The organism is Bacillus cereus group sp. Sample62 (assembly GCF_036851315.1).
GTDB lineage: Bacteria > Bacillota > Bacilli > Bacillales > Bacillaceae_G > Bacillus_A > Bacillus_A wiedmannii.
Genome location: NZ_JAFLPK010000001.1, coordinates 3,287,568 through 3,305,871 on the forward strand (window position 1 = coordinate 3,287,568; position 18,304 = coordinate 3,305,871).

Consider the following 18,304-nt stretch of genomic DNA (forward strand, 5'->3'; position numbering starts at 1 on the left):
TTTTCAATAATTCAATCTGTTTAACAAAATGAAAAAGAGCAGTTCACTACTTTATGAACTACTCTTCATTCCATTCATTCAACACGTAATTACACTACTCAATTTAGGAAAACTTGTATATGAATCCCTTCCATTTCTACAATTTTTCCTCATAAAATATAATTCTATTTGAAAACGTATCAATCACAGTTAATTCCATTGTATCCCACGGTGTGCTCTCTATATCAGGTTTTGAATAAGCATAATCCTTACTTGATAAAATAGCATAATAACTTTTTAAATCCTCCATTTTCACACGAATCGCACCGCCTGGCGAAGCATCCCCATGGTGTTCTGATAAGTGTATGACAGCATCATGTAACGAAATTTGTATATATAATGGCATATGTTCCTCATACCGATGTTCCCAATCCATTTTAAACCCTAAAAAATCTATGTAAAATAGCTTTGCTTTTTCAACATCAAAAATTCTAAATATAGGTGTAATCATTATAACCTCCTCCTATTTATAAACATCTGCCGCCAATTCCCTCAAAACATCCACATTTACTACTTCGAAGCAACCATTGTTCTTTTTTATTATCTCTTTATCACAAAAAATATTTAATGTACGTAATAGATGACGATAACTCGTTCCTAACAATTCCGCTGTTTCCGTTAAATTCCCACTAAATACAATTCGATTTCCGTGCTGCACCGCTCGTTCCCCTGCTGCTAACATGTAACTCGCAAGTCTATTTTCAAGTGGATATAATAAATTAATTGTACTATTTTTTGAAAGTCGGTTTAACTTATGTGCTAACGATCCGCAAATACATCGTAAAAATTTCGCATCATGAAATAGTTGATTTCTCACTTTACCTAAAGGTAAACCAACACAATATGAATCTGCCATCACTTGTACGTTTGAAGCTGTCTTTTGAGAATGAATTAACTCCACATCTCCTAACAGCTGCAAGCTATCATAAAAGCATAATAATACAGATTTCCCGTTACTTAATGTATTAAACGCTTTCGCTTTTCCTTCAACGAAGAAAAATAAATAATCTATCTCTTCATTTTCTCTACAAATAAACTCATTCTTTTTAAAAAATATGAGTTCCATATATGGTTTCATATCATTACTAAAAAAGGAGTCAATATTATTTTGTTTCATATAATTTGCTAATTTAATAGAATTACATATTTTCTTCATAGTTCCCCCGCCTTTACAACTACTCCCCATTGTAATCAAAATTTTCTCCTTCCACTATGACATATGTCATAGTAATACACAATTTCAGCATGATACAGTCATTACAAATATGAAATACAAAGGGGATATTACATTGTATAACTTTCTTTCTGTCTTTATTGGTGTGCTCATCGCCGTTATGCTTCCATTGAATGGGATTTTATCTGAGTTAATTGGCAAGTATACAGCGAGCGTTGTCATTCACCTTGTCGGTTTAATTGCAGTTATCTTCATTTTAATCATAAACAAAAATAAAATTCATTTTGATAAAAGTATTCCACTTTTTTTATATAGCGCTGGTGCGATTGGAGTATTCACTGTTCTTTTTAATAATATAAGTTTCTCCGTCCTCGGTGCCTCTATTACGATCGCATTAAGTTTACTCGGTCAATCTATCGCTTCCATCGTTATTGACCATTTCGGCTTATTAGGAATGAAAGTCGCCAAGTTTGAAAAGAAAAAACTAATTGGATTATGTTTCATCTCTTCCGGAATTATAATCATGACAATTTATTAATGGAGGCAAGAAAATGTTATATATTACTATCGCTATTTTAGCTGGTGTTTCTATCGTTGTTGCTAGAATTATTAACGCAAATTTAGCAACGAAAATTGGAAATTGGGAAGGCACGTTTTTTAATTATATTACTGGATTATTTTTCTCTATGTTATTTTTAATTTTCAGTTCAGATTCAATGTACATTCCTAGTCATACGTTGCAATCTATTCCTATCGCTGTTTACTTAGGCGGATTAGTAGGCGTTATCGTCATCTCGTTATCGAACTATATTACGCCTAAAATATCAGCATTTTATTTAACGTTACTCATCTTTATCGGACAATTATTTGCGGGGACTATCATTGATTTCATCTTGTCACACGAACTCTCTATGGGAAAGGTTGTCGGTGGCATTTTCGTACTAATCGGACTCACTTACAATTTACTCGTAGATCGCCCTGTTAAAACTGTGCAGAATAACCAAGTCCAACTATAATACTTTACGCTTCCCTATCATATATTAATAGAAAAGCTCTTCATACGAAGTGATAGAGAGGAGAATATTCTATTAAAAAAATCATTTTACTGCTAGGTAGTGCATTGATTATTTTTGGAATCGCATGGTTTTTCAACTCTGGGAAATCTATTCAAGATTTCTATACAGCAAATAAACCAAAGAAAAAAGCTACTATCATTTCAACTCAAAGAGACCCAAATGAGCCCCCTATCTTTTTAGGAAAACAGAAAATAAAAGATATACATGTCGAGTCAATTAAAACAAAAAAGGATATCTTTCTCACAAAAACAGATGAATTAAAAACGTTCATTAACAGTATGGATACCGCAAAAAAAGGAAAATTAACATTAGATGAAGAAGGATCAGATTTAATAGACTGTGATATGTGGATTACTTTCGAGGATGGAACTTATAAAAAATATTTCATATGGGTAGTTGACCATCACAGTAACGAAGTGATGATTGCTCAACAAGATACTCCTGATGATGTAAACCTTACGTACTATCAATTAAATGAAGATAGTTCTAAAAAAGTTTATAACTTATTAAAAAAAATCATTTAAACGAAAAAGTCATGAGCAAGTGAGCTCATGACTTTTTGCACTATATATATTCAGGGAACACTTTACATCCCCTTTCCTGTTCTATATCATGTCCAAAGAAAACCATCGGCTTCTCTTTCATCACCACTTCTTTTAAACGTTTAATTGAAGATAAGGCTAATTCTGGATCAAATCCAGCAAACGGCACTTCATCTTCAAAATTCTCTTTCGTATAAGATGCATCAATCGTTAATAATACAGGACCGGATTTTTCTGTCTCAATTAATAGTGATTGATGCCCTGGAGTATGGCCTGGTGTATGCAATAATTGAACTCCTGGTACGACTTCATAATCGCCTTCAATGATTTTGTAGTTTAAATTCGGCAATATACATTCTTTCAAATATTCTTCGCTATGCTGCGCCGCCTCATATTCAGCACGCTGCACAATAATCGGTGTATTTGTAAAAGCACCATTTCCCCCTGCATGATCAAAATGCAAGTGAGAACTAATAATATAAAGAAGGTCTTCCGGCTTATAACCAACGCGTTTTAAAATATTCACGATTCTATCTTCTTCAGTCATTTTCGGTAAAATCTGCCCTTCAACAAATGTACCATCAAATAAATTTTCATTATTAACCGCACTTTCTGGCATACCTGTATCTACTAAAATAAGCCCCTCTTCCGTCTCCAAAAGATAACACCATACAGGTAAGTTCAATAAGTTCCCCGGCATAAGCCTACTATTAACTGAAGAATGATCTAACATACAACGACCTGCTGGGACGAAATAAAGCTTCTTTACTGTCATTATGTATCCACCTTTACATTTAGTTTTGAATAAAACAATACAGTAAAGAATTCCTCTTGCTAGAAATAAACTCCTTCTCACTTTTCATTGTTTCAGCTATTATTTTTGAGTCATTCACAAATTCTCCTTACACTATTAATTACTATTCGTTATTTCCCTAAAAATCGAGAGCAAGAAAACAACTGTTTGTATTTTAAAATATGAAAAGGATACACCCTTAAACGAATGTTACATATAAAAGAACCGACTACCTATATATCGAGAAAAGGAGTCGGTTCTTTTATTATTTATTATTACTCTTTATGTGCGGCGAGCTGAGTTTATAAAAGGTAATATGCTATTGTTTTTTCACTGTAATATTTCCGTTATGTGTGTTTAATTTAATTACATTTTCTCCTTTTCCAATAACCGTATTTCCATCATATTTATCAAGGATATTCGCGCTGCCGTTGTCGACAGAAACATTAAATTGAACATCAGTTGGTTCTTTTTCAGTCTCAATATTAATTCTTCCATTGTGAGTCGTAAAATTGAGATTTCGATCCAGTTCATTCGTTTTCAGAGTAAGACTTCCATTTTTAGTTTGCCCTTCTATTTCACCTTCTACATGGTCTAGCATTATTCGTCCGTTGTTCGATTTCACATGAATATTTTGTGCCAATACATCTTTGAAATCCATAATTCCGTTGTTTGTTTCTGCGATAATTTTTGGCGAATTGATTTCTCTTAATTCAACACGTCCATTGCTTGTATTGATATTAAAATGTGTTGCGTTTAGTTTTTTAGCAGCAACGTAGCCATTATTATTGGAAACTTTTAATGAATCATACTGTTTTTCGGGTAGATATACATTTAATGTTAATGGTGCCAATACTTCAGAAATATTAAAGTTGAACCAACTCTGTTGCTTTTCTTTGTAAGAAATCAGAAGCGTTGAATCTTTCTCATCCGTTGCTAATGTTCTTTTTACGTTAGGATTAATCTCGCCATCTAATTTCACTTTCACGTTACTATCTGTCGTAGGATTGATGTTAACACGAACGTTATTCGTATCGATAATGACGCTTGACACATTATTATTGTTAATGACCTTTTCTTCTGAAATTGGTACTGCAGCAATTGAACGATATGTGAATAAACTTCCGATAATACCAATAATAAAAATAATACCTGCAATGATTGAAAGACTCTTTTTATTTATCATGCTTCAAACCACCTTTTACTAATGCTATATTGAACTTTAAATAACGAACAAATCCATTCTTTGCTAGCTTCGTTAAAAATAACATAGCAATAACAATGAAATATCCAAGTCCACAAAGTGCTAAAGAAACGAAAAGATTAAATAACAAGAATGTATTTGGATGTATAATAGTATCAACTAAAACAAGTAATGGTGTGCCTAAAAATGAAATACCTAGAACCCATCCTGAAAAAATCAATGCCGCTAATGTAATTGCAGGTCCAAGCACGATTAACAAATTGAAAAAACCTAATCCAATTACTGCCCAAATTGCTCGGAAAACATTTCCTGTTGTCGCACTTGTTGTTACTTTCTCAATATGATAATCTGCTAATAATTCTTTGGCGATTTGAGATGGAGAACCTAATGAGGCTGCAATTTCTTCTTCGCTTTTCCCTTCCTCTAATCCGAAAGTAAAATGTTCTTCATAATCTTTTAAAATATCTTCACGCTCTTTATCAGATAACCTTTTTAGAGATACATTTAATTGTTGTAAAAATTTATCTTTCGTCATTACGTACACCTTCTTTAATTAATTGATTGACACCTTGTGAAAACTCATTCCATTCCTCCAAAAGTTGATACAAATACGTTCTACCTTTATCCGTCAGTGTATAGTACTTTCTTGAAGGCCCTTCTGAAGACTCCTGTAAATACGTTGTAAAATATTCTTCCTTAGTTAGCCTTCGAAGAAGAGGATAAACAGATCCTTCTGATATTTCAATTTGATTGGATATACTTCGAACTAATTCATATCCATAACGGTCTTGCTTATCAAGTAAGACAAGAACACAAAGTTCTAAAACTCCTTTTTTAAATTGTACATTCAATATTCATTCACCCTATTCTAATTGAAATCCACTACTGTTTATTGTTCAGTACTGTTTTATAATAAGTAACTACAAGTATAATATAACAGTTAGTATTGTTCAATGCAAGGTACACTGGAAAAATAAGTATACCTTTCATCCGACGCTTATAAAATCAAAACGGTGGGTGGTCCTCTCCAGTTGCAAAGTTCAAAATAAAGCTGAAACAAGTCTTTTACAAAATGGAAAGAACTCAACTTTTTTACATAATGACACTTTACCTACTATAATAAAGGAGAATGACTCTTACTTTAATGGAGGGAATAGAAATGAAAGCAATTGGTTTATATGAATACTTACCTATTGAAGAAGAAAACAGTTTAATTGATATTGAAGTTGAAAGACCTGTTGCTACAGGAAGAGATATACTCGTTAAAATTAACGCTATTTCCGTTAATCCAGTTGATACAAAAGTTCGCTCTCCGAAAGATAAAAAAGAAGATGTAGCGAAAATACTTGGCTGGGATGCTAGTGGTGTTGTCGTGCAAACAGGCGAAGGTTGTACGTTATTTAAAGAAGGCGACGAAGTGTTTTACGCTGGGAGCATTACGAGACAAGGTACATATAGTGAATATCATTTAGTTGATGAAAGAATCGTCGGTAAGAAACCAAAAACGTTAAGTGATGCTGAATCTGCAGCACTTCCGTTAACAGCTATTACAGCTTGGGAAGGTTTATTCGAACGTTTGGGAATTGATTATAATAAGAAAGATACAAATACATTTAAAAACATTTTAATTATCGGTGGAGCTGGTGGTGTAGGTTCAATTGTAATTCAACTTGCGAAATGGGCTGGACTGAATGTAATCACAACTGCATCTCGTAATGAAACGATACACTGGGTTGAAAAATTCGGTGCCGATTATATCGTTAACCATCACCAACCTTTACAAGATCAAATATTAGAATTCGGGATAAAAGATGTAGATTATATTTTCTGCTTAAACAATACAGATCAACATTGGCAAGCAATATGTGACCTCATTAAACCACAAGGAAAAATTTGCTCTATCGTAGAAAATGAGCACCCGCTTGAAATGGGTATTTTAAAAAGTAAAAGTGCTACACTCGTTTGGGAGTTTATGTTCACAAAAGCGATGTATGAAACTGGCGATATGATTACACAGCACGAACTATTAAATAAAGTAAGCGAACTATTAGATGAAGGTATTTTAAAGACTACTTTAAATGAAACATTCACACCAATTAATGCTGAAAACGTAAAAAAAGTACATGCACTACTTGAAAGTGGGCGTACAATTGGAAAAATCGTTTTAGAGAAATTTTAATAACAAAAAGTCCGATTTCTAAATAAGAAATCGGACTTTTTTCACCTTTATTTACTTGAAATCTCTTGATCATTTTGAACGTCTAACGGAGGTCGTTTCCCTATTCCGAAAGCATAGAAACTAATTGTTACGATAGCTAAGAAAACAATACCTACAACTAGTGAAATGCGCGTATCATCGTTAAACCACATTCCGATTAATACCATAATTAAAAAGGCAATTGTTAAATAGTTTGTAACAGGAGCAAATGGCATTTTGAACGGATGATCTTTCATCTCTGCCCCTTTTGCTTTTCTAAAATTAATTTGACTAATTAAAATGACGAACCATGGTACCATACCAGGAAGTACACTCGCACTATATACATATACGAATAAGTTTTTCGGTGCAATATAACTTAATACCACACCAACCGCTAAACCGATAATTACGCCAACTGTACCGAATAAAGGTACACCATTTCCAGAAAGTTTTGTGAAATATTTCGGTGCTTGTCCATTTACACCTAACGTATAAAGCATACGACCCGCACTATAAATACCACTATTACAACCAGACATTGCCGCTGTAATAACAACGAAGTTAATAAGTCCAGCTGCTGCCGTAATACCAACCTTCGCAAAAGTTGCTACGAACGGACTACCAATTGTACTTAATTGATCCCATGGATATACAGTTACAATAACGAAAATAGCACCGATATAGAATATTAAAATACGCCAAATTGTACTTTGAATCGCTCTTGTAAGTGTCTTTTTCGGATTTTTCGCTTCACCAGCAGTAATACCGATTAATTCCACACCTTGGTATGCACCAACTACAAGTGATAATGCAAAGAAGAATCCTGAAAAACCACCTGTAAAGAAACCGCCATTTGACCAAAGATTAGATATTCCAATCGCTTCTCCGCCGTTACCAATTCCAAAGAAAATAAGTCCAAATCCTGCAATAATCATTAATAGAATCGTAACGATTTTAATCATCGCAAACCAAAATTCAAATTCACCAAATGACTTAACAGAAATTAAGTTAGCTGCGCCAAGAATAACCATTGCGATTACACCTGGTATCCAAGCTGGTAATTCCGGGAACCAATATTTCATATATGCTCCAACCGCAATAATTTCTGACATCCCAACGATAACCCACTGGAACCAGTTACTCCACGCTGTCATATAACCAGCTAGCGGATGAATATACTTATGACCGAACGTCGCAAATGAACCTGTACTCGGCTCCATATACAACATTTCACCCATCGCACGCATAATGAAGAAGATAAAAATACCTGCAATTGCATAAGCAAGCATTACCGACGGACCTGTCCATTTAATCGTGCTGGCTGACCCCATAAACAAGCCAACACCAATCGTTCCGCCTAAAGCGATCATTTGAATATGACGTGCTTCTAAGCCCCTTTTCAATTCCTTGTTTGCCACTTCACTTCCCCCTCTTAGATGATTCATAGCCGCATTTTAATACAAGATGCTTTCCCCTAATTCCTTTCGGCCCTGAAAATGATGAAGCAAACGTCATTTTAGACTAACTTTAAAGCTATCCTAAAATCGTTTTTGGCCTCTTACAAAATTCTCAAAACCTTTCATCTTCCAATATTCTATAAATCTTAAAATTACTTACCTTATATTAATTCATTTATCTGAAAAGTTCAATTATTTTTTCGGTAAATCATTATACATAATCTGATTAATTTTTAACTAAATTAACAATAAAATACATCTATTCAATATGATTCCGGTATGAATATTATTACAGTATAGATAACCGAGGAAGATAGGATTTCCTCGGTTTCATACTGCATGTACTTCACTAATTATAGTTTGTACTATAATTACTTACACATGCAATTAACACATCACGCAAAAATTTAATATATTAGTAGAACTACAAAGTCACTAGCTTCTATATCTCTTTTTTATCCCGCTCCCACAACTAAAAATTCTCTATCTCCATCCCCTACTTTAAGAAAAATATAACTACACTTAAATCAATCAACAATACCTTTAATTTTTGTTCGTATATCCACTAATCATTTTCATAAAATATAAAAGAGTCTCATTAAAAAATGAGACTCTTTACCATTTCATATTTAAATCATTTTTGAAGTTTTTTTACCTAAAATAAACACTTTCGTAAACACCATCATGATAACTACTATAGCCAGAAAATAAAGTGGCATCACCAGTAACGAACCTGTATGCAGCTGGCTCATTCCCAAAATTGTCATCGTTACAATTACATAGTAGCCTAAGCTAAACAATGCTCCCGCAGTACCAATGACATCTTGAAAATCTACTAACGCTAAACTCAAACAGTTAGGTAATGCAACTCCAATTCCTAATAGCAAGATAAACATAGCTAGTAAAAATCCAATCATATATATTACATTCGGATTTGATCCAACAAACGTAATAACAGATAAAAGGATAGCTCCCCCTGTCATTACAAGACAACCGATATATATAATCTTCTCTGGTTTATACGTGGCAAGCAATCGTTTTGAAACTTTCGCTCCAATAATAGAAGCAGAAGCAACAACAATTCCTAAAAATCCATACATACTAGGCGATAACTGAAAGTATTCAATAAAGATAAACGGCGCTTCTGCATAATAGCTAAATAAAACACCATTCGCTCCTCCAATTAATAACCCATATGTTACTACTTTCGGATTTGTAATTAACCTCTTCCAGACTGAAAGCACATTTATTTTATTCGTTACTGAGTCCGTCTTTGTTTCGGGAAGAGAAACAAACGTATACAGAAAAATTCCGACACTCATAACTACTAAACTTAAAAATACGATTTTAAATCCAAACATTTGATCAAGAAAGCCACCAATTAACGGTCCTATCGCTGGTGTAAAAGCAATGACTGCCGAGATTTGAGCAAACATAACATGCCTCTTATGCCCTTCTACACTTTCACGAAGAATCGTTTGTGTAACAACAGAGCCAGCACTTGCTCCAAACGCTTGAATAAAACGACTTAGCAATAAAACTTCAATGGAATTTGCAATAAAGCATAAGAAACTCCCAACGCCATATACGACAATTCCAAATAACATTGCCGGGCGACGGCCAATTATATCCGATAACCATCCAATAAAAAATACACCTAAAGCAAATCCAGCGAAATACACACTAAGAGTTAACTGTACCTCATTATTACTTACATGTAGCGCCTGTGAAATGTCAGGTAAAGACGGTGTGTAAATCGTTTCACTAATTTGCGGAAATGCCACAAGAATAATCATTAACAAAAGTGATGGTACTGAGACTTTTTTCATTTTTCATACCCTCCTATAACTTTGAAAATCTCAGAAATAAAAAGACTTTCCTAAGCTACGGAACAGGAGGGGCCATTATAGAAATTCGATCATAAAACAACAAAGAAAACACCTCAATTACGTATGTTAATACTTATAGGAGGGTAATATTAACATTGATTTTAATATATACTTTTTCAATTATATTACATATTGCCTTTCTTTTTCTAGTGCTAGGCCTTAGAGTATTTGTTAAAAAGATAACTTGATGCTACCACCTTTTTATGGAATAATTAGGAATAGTTTGAATTGATAAATCAAATCATTGCACGATAGACTAGCATATTTTAATGTCGCAATGCTTATAAACAGGAGGACTTTTGTAATGATTGAAATTTTAAGGACAGTAATAAACTTCCTAATTTCTCTATTCTCAGGAGAATTACCAATTGTATATTATGTGTGGATTATTACCCTATTCCTAATTCAAATAAGCCAATCTACTCTGAATTATAAACTCTTTAACAAGAAAGATAATTTCAGCACTTATACATCGGAAGGATTACTTGCTTTTATTATTTTATTATTTGGAGGTATGTTAGTATCTAAGTTACTTGCTTACATAATAGACGATCCTACTATTAGTATGACAAATGTAACACATTATTTTATTTCTCTTATTATATTAACTATATTTGTCGTCATAAGCTGTCTTAAAGATTTTATAGAAATATCTATCAAAAATAAAAATGTGTCTCTTTTTAGCTTTTTAGTAGTTTCCTTAATAACTAGTATACTTTCATTCAAGTTTTTATCACCTTTAATCGAAGGTTCTTTTTCTCTTTCTAAATCTTTTATAACCACTTTAATCATTCTTGTAACTATATCAATTCCTCTATTAATTGCCTTAGAGGAAAAGTATGCAGATGAAAAATAATTCTTGAATTTATAGTTTGAAATTGAGTGTCTATTCTTTTTAACGGTATTACTAAAAAAATAACAGTCATTGAATCGAAAATTAAGCAGAAATGAGGAAATACAATTGAGCATTGAACAACAATTATATGATGCAGTGAAAAATTTAATTGAACAAAGGTATCCGCATAATTGGGGCGGAGCTGCAGCAATCCGTGTAGAAGATGGATCCATTTATACAAGTGTGGCCCCTGACGTAATAAACGCTTCAACAGAACTTTGTATGGAAACAGGTGCTATTTTAGAAGCACATAAATTTCATAAGAAAGTTACACATTCGATTTGTCTTGCAAGGGAAAATGAGCATTCTGAATTAAAAGTATTATCACCTTGTGGTGTATGCCAAGAACGTTTATTTTATTGGGGACCAGAAGTACTATGCGCCATTACAAATTCGAAACAAGATATTATTTTCAAACCATTAAAAGAGTTACAACCATACCATTGGAGCGAAGCATATCATGATGAATTCGTAAAAGAATGGAGTACGAGATAAAGTGAAGATTACTCTCAAATAGCAGAAAAATAAAAATTCCCCACTAAAAAAGCACCGTCACAAATGACGGTGCTTTTTCTATGTAAGAGCTACTAGAAGATATCTTCTAGCCTACTCCCATTTATAAGTCCAAAATTGTTCAAGTTGCAGCCATTTTAATGTTGCTGCATCTTTATTTTTGATTTTTGCATGTGTTTCTTCTAACATCGCTTCTGTTTGTGAACGATGCGCACCTAGTGCAGCTAATTTATGCTCGAATACTTCACTAATATTATTTACAACATCCGGCTCACCTAATAAAGCTTCACGATTTCTCGTAATCGCAACTGCATGAATGACTGGACGTTCTTCTTTTTGCATACGTGATACAGCACGAACGACTGCGCGGCCAAATGCATCATGATCTGGATGTACACCGTGCTCTGGATAAAATGTAATAATTCGAGATGGATTTACTTCTTGAATGATTGCTTCAATTTTATCTGCAACGAAATCAACATCTTCAAATTCTAACGTTTTATCATGGAAACCAAGCATTCTTAAATCTTGAATTCCCATCGCTTCACATGCATCTTTTAATTCTTTTTCACGGATATTTGGAATCGTTTCACGGTTAGCAAATACGTTTTTCCCCATGTTACGTCCCATTTGTCCTAAAGTACCACATGCATACGTTACAGGTACTCCTTGATCTGTTAATAAGCGAATTGTTCCTCCCGCAGCAAATGCTTCGTCATCTGGATGCGGAAATACAACAAGTACATGTCTCTCCATAAGTTTCCCTCCTTCTTACTTAAATGGCGTTAAGCTTAACTCAAGTGCAACTGCTAAGCGGCCTTGATTATCATGTCCTGCTAGTAATAAACGCTCTTTATCGTCTACTTCCCAGTGCGTAATACCTTCTGCATATACCCAGCCGTGATCCATTTTTAAACCAACTCGGTATGGATTCGTTCCAGTAATCTTCCCGCGTTCAAAGCGAATAATTGCATTTCGAATGAATGCCCCAACTGTCATCATCTTTTCGTTAAAATGTGACGCATACGCTCCGTTCGTTGTTTCTAAATGAATATATACATCTTTATTTACAAAGCGTTCAATTTCATTTTGAATAAGAGAACTATCTTTTACTATTTCCATCGGAATTCACCTCTTTAAACCATTTTACGCAAAAATAATGTAAATTGCTATCTCTATATTAGAGGACAACGCTCACTTTTCCTAATAATTTGCACTGTGTTTTTTATATTTTTTATATGATATGTAAAAAATATATTTTTTCCTTCACTTTGTTAAATAGTTTTCTTTCTTTTTTGAATTTGCTACAATATATTTTATCCCGTATTTATGCAGCGAGATACATTTCGACAATTCAATACATACTTTAAAGAAGGTGACATGATTGGAACAATCAGCACATGAAGTAGCAAATTGGCAATATTATTTTGCAATTGCCGTATTTTTAATCACGTACGGATTTATTATTTCTGAGAAATTGAATCGTGCTGTAATCGCACTATTCGGCGCTGCTATTATGATTATTTTTGGAGTTGTAGATTTACATACCGCTTTCACATCACATATTCAATGGGAAACGATTACTCTTTTAATCGGAATGATGATTCTCGTACATATTACGAGTCAATCGGGCGTATTTGAATTTGTAGCCATTAAAGCAGCGAAGGCAGCTGGCGGAAAACCAATCCGCATTTTATTATTACTATCCTTATTAACCGCAGTTGGTTCTGCATTTTTGGACAACGTAACAACCGTTTTATTAATCGTACCTGTTACACTATCCATTACACGTATTTTAAAAGTAAACCCTGTTCCTTATTTGATTTCAGAAGTGCTATTTTCAAATATAGGCGGAACAGCAACATTAATCGGTGACCCACCGAACATTATGATTGGATCAGCAAATAAACATTTAGATTTTAATGCCTTTTTACTGAACTTAGCTCCAATCGTAATCATTATCTCTATCGTTACACTTGGCATTATTTACTTTATGTATCGCAACAAACTAAAAACAACACCTGAGCAAATCGAAAAACTTATGGTATTAAACGAAAAAGATTATATTAAAGATCAAAGCCTCCTTTTAAAATCGATCACGATTTTGGGACTAACCATTTTAGGCTTTGTACTTCATTCTATTATTCATGTAGACGCTGCGGTTATCGCGATGACAGGCGCTACACTTCTCATGCTAATTGGAGTAAAAGAACATGATATTGAAGATGTATTTGCCCACGTTGAATGGGTAACCATTTTCTTCTTCGCTGGACTATTCATTCTCGTTGGCGGGTTAATTGATATCGGACTTATTTCTTCACTTGCAAAAGAAGTGCTTGACGTAACGAACGGTGATATCGGTTTCGCTGCGATACTTATTTTATGGGTATCAGGTATCGCATCTGCGACAATTGATAACATCCCATTTGTCGCAACGATGATCCCACTTATTCAAGACTTAGCTACAGGACTCGGATTATCTGTCGATTCTCCGCAAATTGAAGTACTATGGTGGGCGTTATCACTTGGAGCTTGCTTAGGAGGAAACGGAACATTAATCGGAGCATCCGCAAACGTAGTCGTTGCTGGTATTGCAAAACGTGAAGGACATGCTTTCTCGTATATGGACTTCTTAAAAATTGGTTTACCGTTAACAATCATTGCATTACTATTATCACATGCTTATATTTATTTACGTTATTTAATGTAAAAGTTGTAGTGCGTGAAATTATATCGTCAAATAAAAAAGGTTTGCAGCACTATGCTGCAAACCTTTTTTTCATCACCAAAATATACCAATAATTGCCAACCCACCTAATATCATACCGCCAATTTGTCCAACGATTGCCGGTGATAATTGAACACCTTTTCGCACTTCAACAACCGGTCTTTCGTGCCTTAGTTGCTGCACTTCACTTTGAAGTTGATGTACACTTCCGTGTAATTCTTTAATTAGCTCCTTTAATTCAGCGACTTCTTCATTTACTGGTTTTGCTTTTTCTAAATTCATTTTGCATAGCTCCTTTTTCTCTAATCAACACATTGTAAAAATTCTCCAACAAGTGCTCTTTTTCCTTTCTTCACAGTCTCATTTCTAAATTATTCATATAATAGGTTTAAGAATTAATTTTAGAAAAAACTTAAATTTGTAACTATACCTATTTATAAATCAGAATTTTCAGTTACAATTAATAGAATAATTACATTTTATACCAATTAATTAAAAAGGAGGAATTCTAGTTGACTATTCTATCTATCAATAATTTATCAAAAAGTTACAAACATAAAAAAATATTAGATGGAATTAATCTCACCATCAACTCACCAGGAATTTGGGCTTTAGTAGGTCCTAACGGTGTTGGTAAAACTACTTTTTTAAATGTAGTTACCAATCTTTTGCCCGCTACATCCGGAAATATTGAATTGATAGGAAAATCTAACAAAGATGTTTCAGTGTTTAAAGACGTTTCTTTTTTACAGGACAATTCTGTACTATATGACTATTTAAACGGCTACGATCATCTTGCATTCATTTGTGATGTGCAAAGAATTTCAAAAGAACGCATGAATGAAGTTGTAAAATATGTAGGAATGGAAAATTATGCGAAGAGGAAAATTAAAGATTACTCCTTAGGTATGAAACAGCACCTTCTCTTAGCGATGGCAATCTTAAACAAACCAAAGCTTATGTTCCTTGATGAACCTTTGAATGGTTTGGATCCAACTAGTGCGATACTGATGAGAAACATTTTATTACGCTTAGTAGAAGAAGGTACAACAATCATTCTTTCTTCTCATAATTTATCAGAAATTGACCGTGTTACAAAGAAGATTCTTTTTTTAAAAGACGGCAAATTAATAGAAGAAGATATGACAAAGTACGAAAAAATTTATTATCACTTCTTATTTTCAGATTTAAAACATGCACAACACGTTTTATTAGAAGAAAACGTACAAGCAGTGTTAACTAAGAACAGCCTTCGAGTCCAATTATAACACCACACCATTCAAGACCTTATTAATCTATTTCATTCCTATAAAATTAATATTATTGATATCCAAAAAGAAGTTATCGGTTCTGAAAAAAGATATGAAGAACTATTTAATGTATGTGGTGATACGACATGAAAATATTTCTATTCGAACTAAAAAAAATGCTCTACTCTAACATTCTCTTTACTTTAATCATTGCTACTATACTAATCATCTGCGGGTTATTTCTTCATAATGTGCTTAAACAAGAAATAATCCAAATGAAAAAAATTGAATTATTTTCTAAATACGAAACAGAAGTTTCTAATCAAGTTACAGGGGATCAAGATACATTAAAAAAAGGACCTAACGCAAAAATTGAATCTCGATTAGAGATCGGACTTCCGCTATTAAAACATTTAAATCAACTTATACAAGAAGTAAAGGATAACAAGTGGAAAAATGAATTAAAGACTGAAATGAAAGTTTATGACTTAGCTATGCACTTTCAACAAGTAGAAGGGGGCTTCTCAGCTAGCGAAAAAGATATGAAAAAAGCAATTCAACTGAATGAAAACTTATTACAACAAGGTGTGCCAAAAGAAGACCTTGACCTTTCCATTCAGCCATCTCTATTTATGAAAAAAGTAATTTCACTACTACTCAATGCCCCAGGATTTCTTATTTTACTACTCTTACTAGGTACAGTCATTACGAAAGAATTTGAAGACTATACAATTAAGTTAGCCTATACTTTACCTATTTCTCGTAGTCACTATGTCTTAATAAAATTTTTCAGTTTACTTGTTGTTAGTCTCCTATGGATTTTACTAGTATTTTCACTGTCTTATATATTACCGACAATATTCGGAAAATTTACCGGTAATATTTTTAATTACCCGCTTTTCACAAAAACAGAAACTATCATTAGTTCAGGTACATACTTAAAAACAGCTCTCACTTACAGTCTATGTTATTCCACTGTAACTATTTCCTTATTAGTGCTCATTGGATTTTGGATAAGAAATACTCTTGTTACATATTTAATTCTCACTTTTATTTTGAGCAGTGGTTTCATTTTATCAAAAATCGGCTTTAATCCGTTTCTATCCCCCCTTTCCTATCAACAAATAGATCGCGTCATTTTAGATAATAATGGATATTACCCATTAGGTGCAGTGGTGTTAATTGGAAGTACATTTTTGCTCTTACTATGTGCCATATGCATGAATCAAAAGCGGGGTGTGTAATATGAAACAACTCTTCCAATTTGAATTCAAAAAATATTTCAAGAAAAAAACAACCTGGATTGCAGTATTCACTTCTATTCTTTTCGTTAGTAGTTTATATGTCTTAAATTATTCTGTCGCGAAAGATATCCAGCGTGGAAATTTATCATTTGCACAAAATAGCGTTAACATTTCTCAACAGGCTTTAAAAGAACTAGAACTGCAAAAGATTGAAGCTGAACAGAATGGCGATGTTGAAAAAATTACAGAAAATAAATTAGCTATTCAAGAATATCAGCAATCTCTTTCCAAGAAGAACAAATGGATCGCGAACTATTCTCAAGGTAATTGGCAAGACATATATGAAGAGCATATAAATCATTTACAATTTATGTTTAAGAGTTCAAAAGGCTCAAACTCTTTCCCTCATGCAATTGAGAAACAAAATATTTCATTATTTACAGCACGGGCAACGTTGGAAGAATTATTATTACTGAAAAAAAATAAAGCTGAACCATTCATTCAAAATACCATTTATACACCCTATCTATTTACAATTTACGATCAATTTACAGGGAGTGCCTTAGAATATTGGGAAAAGAGTACTATGCGTTATGGCACAACTGGCTCTTTATTTTTATATCAAATAATCCAGTACTACTATATACCAGTACTCATTTTATTGGGATGCTTCATTTTTGGAAACAATATCTCTTCTGAAATGAATAATAAGAAGCGTGGTTTGCACTTTTACTATACTTTGCCTATTAAACGAAAATCATTATTTATAACAAAGTATTTTAGCGGCTTTCTTTCTACACTTGTTTTCGTTTTACTAATGCTACTCATTCCCTTATTATGTAGCTATTTCACGAAAGGAATAGGAAATTTTGATTATCCAGTCCTTGTATACGAAGGATCAGAACCTAATCCATTTGGCAGTGAGTATAATAGTTTAAATCCCATTAAAGATCAATTTCACTTTATCACTTTGAAAAATTACTTCGGACAAGTATTATTACTAACTGTTGTACTAACATTTTTTCTATATTCTTTTTACTATATTTCATCACTTTTACTAAAAAGCCTAAGTTTTACAACGTCTTTTGTAGGTATTATAGCTTTTATTGGCATGAAGAGTTTCTCTTCTCCTTACAATCCATTTACTTACGTGAATATTCACAGTGTTCTAACTGGCGAAACAGCGACTTTAGTTTTTAATCCTTCTATTAATCTTTCAACTGGAGTAATATTAACATTCGCTTTAGGCTGTACCCTTTTATTCACAGGATACAAACTATTCATAAGATCATATAATTAG

At 33.2% G+C, this 18,304-nt stretch carries 21 protein-coding genes; 10 read left to right on the top strand and 11 right to left on the bottom strand.

From position 1 onward, the window contains the following. Nucleotides 1-136 precede the first annotated feature (136 nt). Nucleotides 137-490, bottom strand: a complete 354-nt coding sequence (locus J0835_RS16710) for a glyoxalase superfamily protein (RefSeq protein ID WP_087981373.1) — start codon at nt 488-490, stop codon at nt 137-139. Between the two features lie 12 nt (nt 491-502). Continuing rightward, nucleotides 503-1,195, bottom strand: a complete 693-nt coding sequence (gene yeiL / locus J0835_RS16715; RefSeq protein ID WP_046957857.1) for a transcriptional regulator YeiL — start codon at nt 1,193-1,195, stop codon at nt 503-505. Between the two features lie 109 nt (nt 1,196-1,304). Here yeiL and J0835_RS16720 point away from each other — a divergent pair, with 109 nt between their 5' ends. The 3 genes from J0835_RS16720 to J0835_RS16730 all read left to right on the top strand — a co-directional run bounded on the left by J0835_RS16720 (nt 1,305) and on the right by J0835_RS16730 (nt 2,813). Continuing rightward, nucleotides 1,305-1,751 (top strand): DMT family transporter, encoded by a 447-nt coding sequence (locus tag J0835_RS16720; protein WP_140157144.1) that lies wholly within the window; start codon nt 1,305-1,307, stop codon nt 1,749-1,751. A 13-nt stretch (nt 1,752-1,764) separates the two neighbouring features. Beyond that, complete coding sequence (locus J0835_RS16725; protein WP_087981374.1) at nt 1,765-2,229, top strand: DMT family transporter; 465 nt, start codon at nt 1,765-1,767, stop codon at nt 2,227-2,229. Nucleotides 2,230-2,318: 89 nt separating this feature from the next. After that, on the top strand, nt 2,319-2,813 hold the full coding sequence (locus J0835_RS16730) for a hypothetical protein (protein ID WP_140386843.1): 495 nt from the start codon (nt 2,319-2,321) through the stop codon (nt 2,811-2,813). A gap of 40 nt (nt 2,814-2,853) precedes the next feature. Here the strand turns inward: J0835_RS16730 and aiiA are convergent, their stop codons facing one another. The 4 genes from aiiA to J0835_RS16750 all read right to left on the bottom strand — a co-directional run bounded on the left by aiiA (nt 2,854) and on the right by J0835_RS16750 (nt 5,679). Then, nucleotides 2,854-3,606, bottom strand: a complete 753-nt coding sequence (gene aiiA / locus J0835_RS16735; RefSeq protein WP_087981376.1) for a quorum-quenching N-acyl homoserine lactonase AiiA — start codon at nt 3,604-3,606, stop codon at nt 2,854-2,856. 337 nt (nt 3,607-3,943) lie between these two features. After that, the gene (locus J0835_RS16740) at nt 3,944-4,810 is read right to left on the bottom strand and encodes a DUF4097 family beta strand repeat-containing protein (RefSeq protein ID WP_087981377.1); all 867 of its coding nucleotides are present in this window, start codon (nt 4,808-4,810) and stop codon (nt 3,944-3,946) included. Further along, nucleotides 4,800-5,363, bottom strand: coding sequence for an HAAS signaling domain-containing protein (locus J0835_RS16745; RefSeq protein WP_087981378.1), 564 nt, complete (start codon nt 5,361-5,363; stop codon nt 4,800-4,802). The genes J0835_RS16740 and J0835_RS16745 overlap by 11 nt, the downstream gene beginning before the upstream one ends. Beyond that, nucleotides 5,350-5,679, bottom strand: coding sequence for a PadR family transcriptional regulator (locus J0835_RS16750; protein ID WP_073515771.1), 330 nt, complete (start codon nt 5,677-5,679; stop codon nt 5,350-5,352). The genes J0835_RS16745 and J0835_RS16750 overlap by 14 nt, the downstream gene beginning before the upstream one ends. 308 nt (nt 5,680-5,987) lie before the next feature. Between J0835_RS16750 and J0835_RS16755 the strand changes: the two genes are divergently transcribed. Continuing rightward, nucleotides 5,988-7,007 carry a zinc-binding alcohol dehydrogenase family protein gene (locus tag J0835_RS16755; protein ID WP_087981379.1) on the top strand — a complete coding sequence of 340 codons (1,020 nt, stop codon included), beginning with the start codon at nt 5,988-5,990 and terminating at the stop codon, nt 7,005-7,007. Between the two features lie 47 nt (nt 7,008-7,054). On the opposite strand, the gene J0835_RS16760 is transcribed toward J0835_RS16755, so the two are convergent. Then, entirely contained in the window at nt 7,055-8,446 is a 1,392-nt protein-coding gene (locus tag J0835_RS16760; protein ID WP_001284400.1) for an amino acid permease, read from the bottom strand. Between the two features lie 668 nt (nt 8,447-9,114). Then, the gene (locus tag J0835_RS16765; protein ID WP_087981380.1) at nt 9,115-10,314 is read right to left on the bottom strand and encodes a multidrug effflux MFS transporter; all 1,200 of its coding nucleotides are present in this window, start codon (nt 10,312-10,314) and stop codon (nt 9,115-9,117) included. A 364-nt stretch (nt 10,315-10,678) separates the two neighbouring features. Here J0835_RS16765 and J0835_RS16770 point away from each other — a divergent pair, with 364 nt between their 5' ends. Continuing rightward, complete coding sequence (locus J0835_RS16770; RefSeq protein ID WP_087981381.1) at nt 10,679-11,230, top strand: DUF5823 family protein; 552 nt, start codon at nt 10,679-10,681, stop codon at nt 11,228-11,230. 105 nt (nt 11,231-11,335) lie between these two features. After that, nucleotides 11,336-11,764 (top strand): cytidine deaminase, encoded by a 429-nt coding sequence (locus J0835_RS16775; RefSeq protein ID WP_087981382.1) that lies wholly within the window; start codon nt 11,336-11,338, stop codon nt 11,762-11,764. Between the two features lie 111 nt (nt 11,765-11,875). On the opposite strand, the gene bshB2 is transcribed toward J0835_RS16775, so the two are convergent. Next, nucleotides 11,876-12,538, bottom strand: coding sequence for a bacillithiol biosynthesis deacetylase BshB2 (gene bshB2, locus J0835_RS16780; RefSeq protein ID WP_087981383.1), 663 nt, complete (start codon nt 12,536-12,538; stop codon nt 11,876-11,878). Between the two features lie 15 nt (nt 12,539-12,553). After that, nucleotides 12,554-12,904, bottom strand: coding sequence for a YojF family protein (locus J0835_RS16785; RefSeq protein ID WP_000407039.1), 351 nt, complete (start codon nt 12,902-12,904; stop codon nt 12,554-12,556). Nucleotides 12,905-13,166: 262 nt separating this feature from the next. Between J0835_RS16785 and J0835_RS16790 the strand changes: the two genes are divergently transcribed. Then, a complete protein-coding gene (locus J0835_RS16790) occupies nt 13,167-14,492 on the top strand; it encodes an ArsB/NhaD family transporter (RefSeq protein WP_087981384.1) in 1,326 nt (441 codons plus the stop codon). A 72-nt stretch (nt 14,493-14,564) separates the two neighbouring features. On the opposite strand, the gene J0835_RS16795 is transcribed toward J0835_RS16790, so the two are convergent. Next, nucleotides 14,565-14,792, bottom strand: a complete 228-nt coding sequence (locus tag J0835_RS16795; RefSeq protein WP_001047302.1) for a hypothetical protein — start codon at nt 14,790-14,792, stop codon at nt 14,565-14,567. Nucleotides 14,793-15,022: 230 nt separating this feature from the next. Between J0835_RS16795 and J0835_RS16800 the strand changes: the two genes are divergently transcribed. The 3 genes from J0835_RS16800 (at nt 15,023) to J0835_RS16810 (ending at nt 18,304) form a co-directional block, all read left to right on the top strand. Next, nucleotides 15,023-15,778, top strand: a complete 756-nt coding sequence (locus J0835_RS16800) for an ABC transporter ATP-binding protein (RefSeq protein WP_333728134.1) — start codon at nt 15,023-15,025, stop codon at nt 15,776-15,778. Nucleotides 15,779-16,035: 257 nt separating this feature from the next. Then, on the top strand, nt 16,036-17,004 hold the full coding sequence (locus J0835_RS16805) for an ABC transporter permease (RefSeq protein ID WP_242250088.1): 969 nt from the start codon (nt 16,036-16,038) through the stop codon (nt 17,002-17,004). A 1-nt stretch (nt 17,005) separates the two neighbouring features. Further along, entirely contained in the window at nt 17,006-18,304 is a 1,299-nt protein-coding gene (locus J0835_RS16810) for an ABC transporter permease subunit (RefSeq protein WP_176373370.1), read from the top strand.

What these genes read in the sequence shown, in the direction of transcription:
- J0835_RS16795 (WP_001047302.1), bottom strand. Translation starts at nt 14,792, where the DNA reads ATGAATTTAGAAAAAGCAAAACCAGTAAATGAAGAAGTCGCTGAATTA.
- J0835_RS16710 (WP_087981373.1), bottom strand. Translation starts at nt 490, where the DNA reads ATGATTACACCTATATTTAGAATTTTTGATGTTGAAAAAGCAAAGCTA.
- bshB2 (WP_087981383.1), bottom strand. Translation starts at nt 12,538, where the DNA reads ATGGAGAGACATGTACTTGTTGTATTTCCGCATCCAGATGACGAAGCA.
- J0835_RS16755 (WP_087981379.1), top strand. Translation starts at nt 5,988, where the DNA reads ATGAAAGCAATTGGTTTATATGAATACTTACCTATTGAAGAAGAAAAC.
- J0835_RS16740 (WP_087981377.1), bottom strand. Translation starts at nt 4,810, where the DNA reads ATGATAAATAAAAAGAGTCTTTCAATCATTGCAGGTATTATTTTTATT.
- J0835_RS16805 (WP_242250088.1), top strand. Translation starts at nt 16,036, where the DNA reads ATGAAAAAAATTGAATTATTTTCTAAATACGAAACAGAAGTTTCTAAT.
- aiiA (WP_087981376.1), bottom strand. Translation starts at nt 3,606, where the DNA reads ATGACAGTAAAGAAGCTTTATTTCGTCCCAGCAGGTCGTTGTATGTTA.
- J0835_RS16765 (WP_087981380.1), bottom strand. Translation starts at nt 10,314, where the DNA reads ATGAAAAAAGTCTCAGTACCATCACTTTTGTTAATGATTATTCTTGTG.
- yeiL (WP_046957857.1), bottom strand. Translation starts at nt 1,195, where the DNA reads ATGAAGAAAATATGTAATTCTATTAAATTAGCAAATTATATGAAACAA.
- J0835_RS16785 (WP_000407039.1), bottom strand. Translation starts at nt 12,904, where the DNA reads ATGGAAATAGTAAAAGATAGTTCTCTTATTCAAAATGAAATTGAACGC.
- J0835_RS16725 (WP_087981374.1), top strand. Translation starts at nt 1,765, where the DNA reads ATGTTATATATTACTATCGCTATTTTAGCTGGTGTTTCTATCGTTGTT.
- J0835_RS16810 (WP_176373370.1), top strand. Translation starts at nt 17,006, where the DNA reads ATGAAACAACTCTTCCAATTTGAATTCAAAAAATATTTCAAGAAAAAA.
- J0835_RS16720 (WP_140157144.1), top strand. Translation starts at nt 1,305, where the DNA reads ATGAAATACAAAGGGGATATTACATTGTATAACTTTCTTTCTGTCTTT.
- J0835_RS16745 (WP_087981378.1), bottom strand. Translation starts at nt 5,363, where the DNA reads ATGACGAAAGATAAATTTTTACAACAATTAAATGTATCTCTAAAAAGG.
- J0835_RS16770 (WP_087981381.1), top strand. Translation starts at nt 10,679, where the DNA reads ATGATTGAAATTTTAAGGACAGTAATAAACTTCCTAATTTCTCTATTC.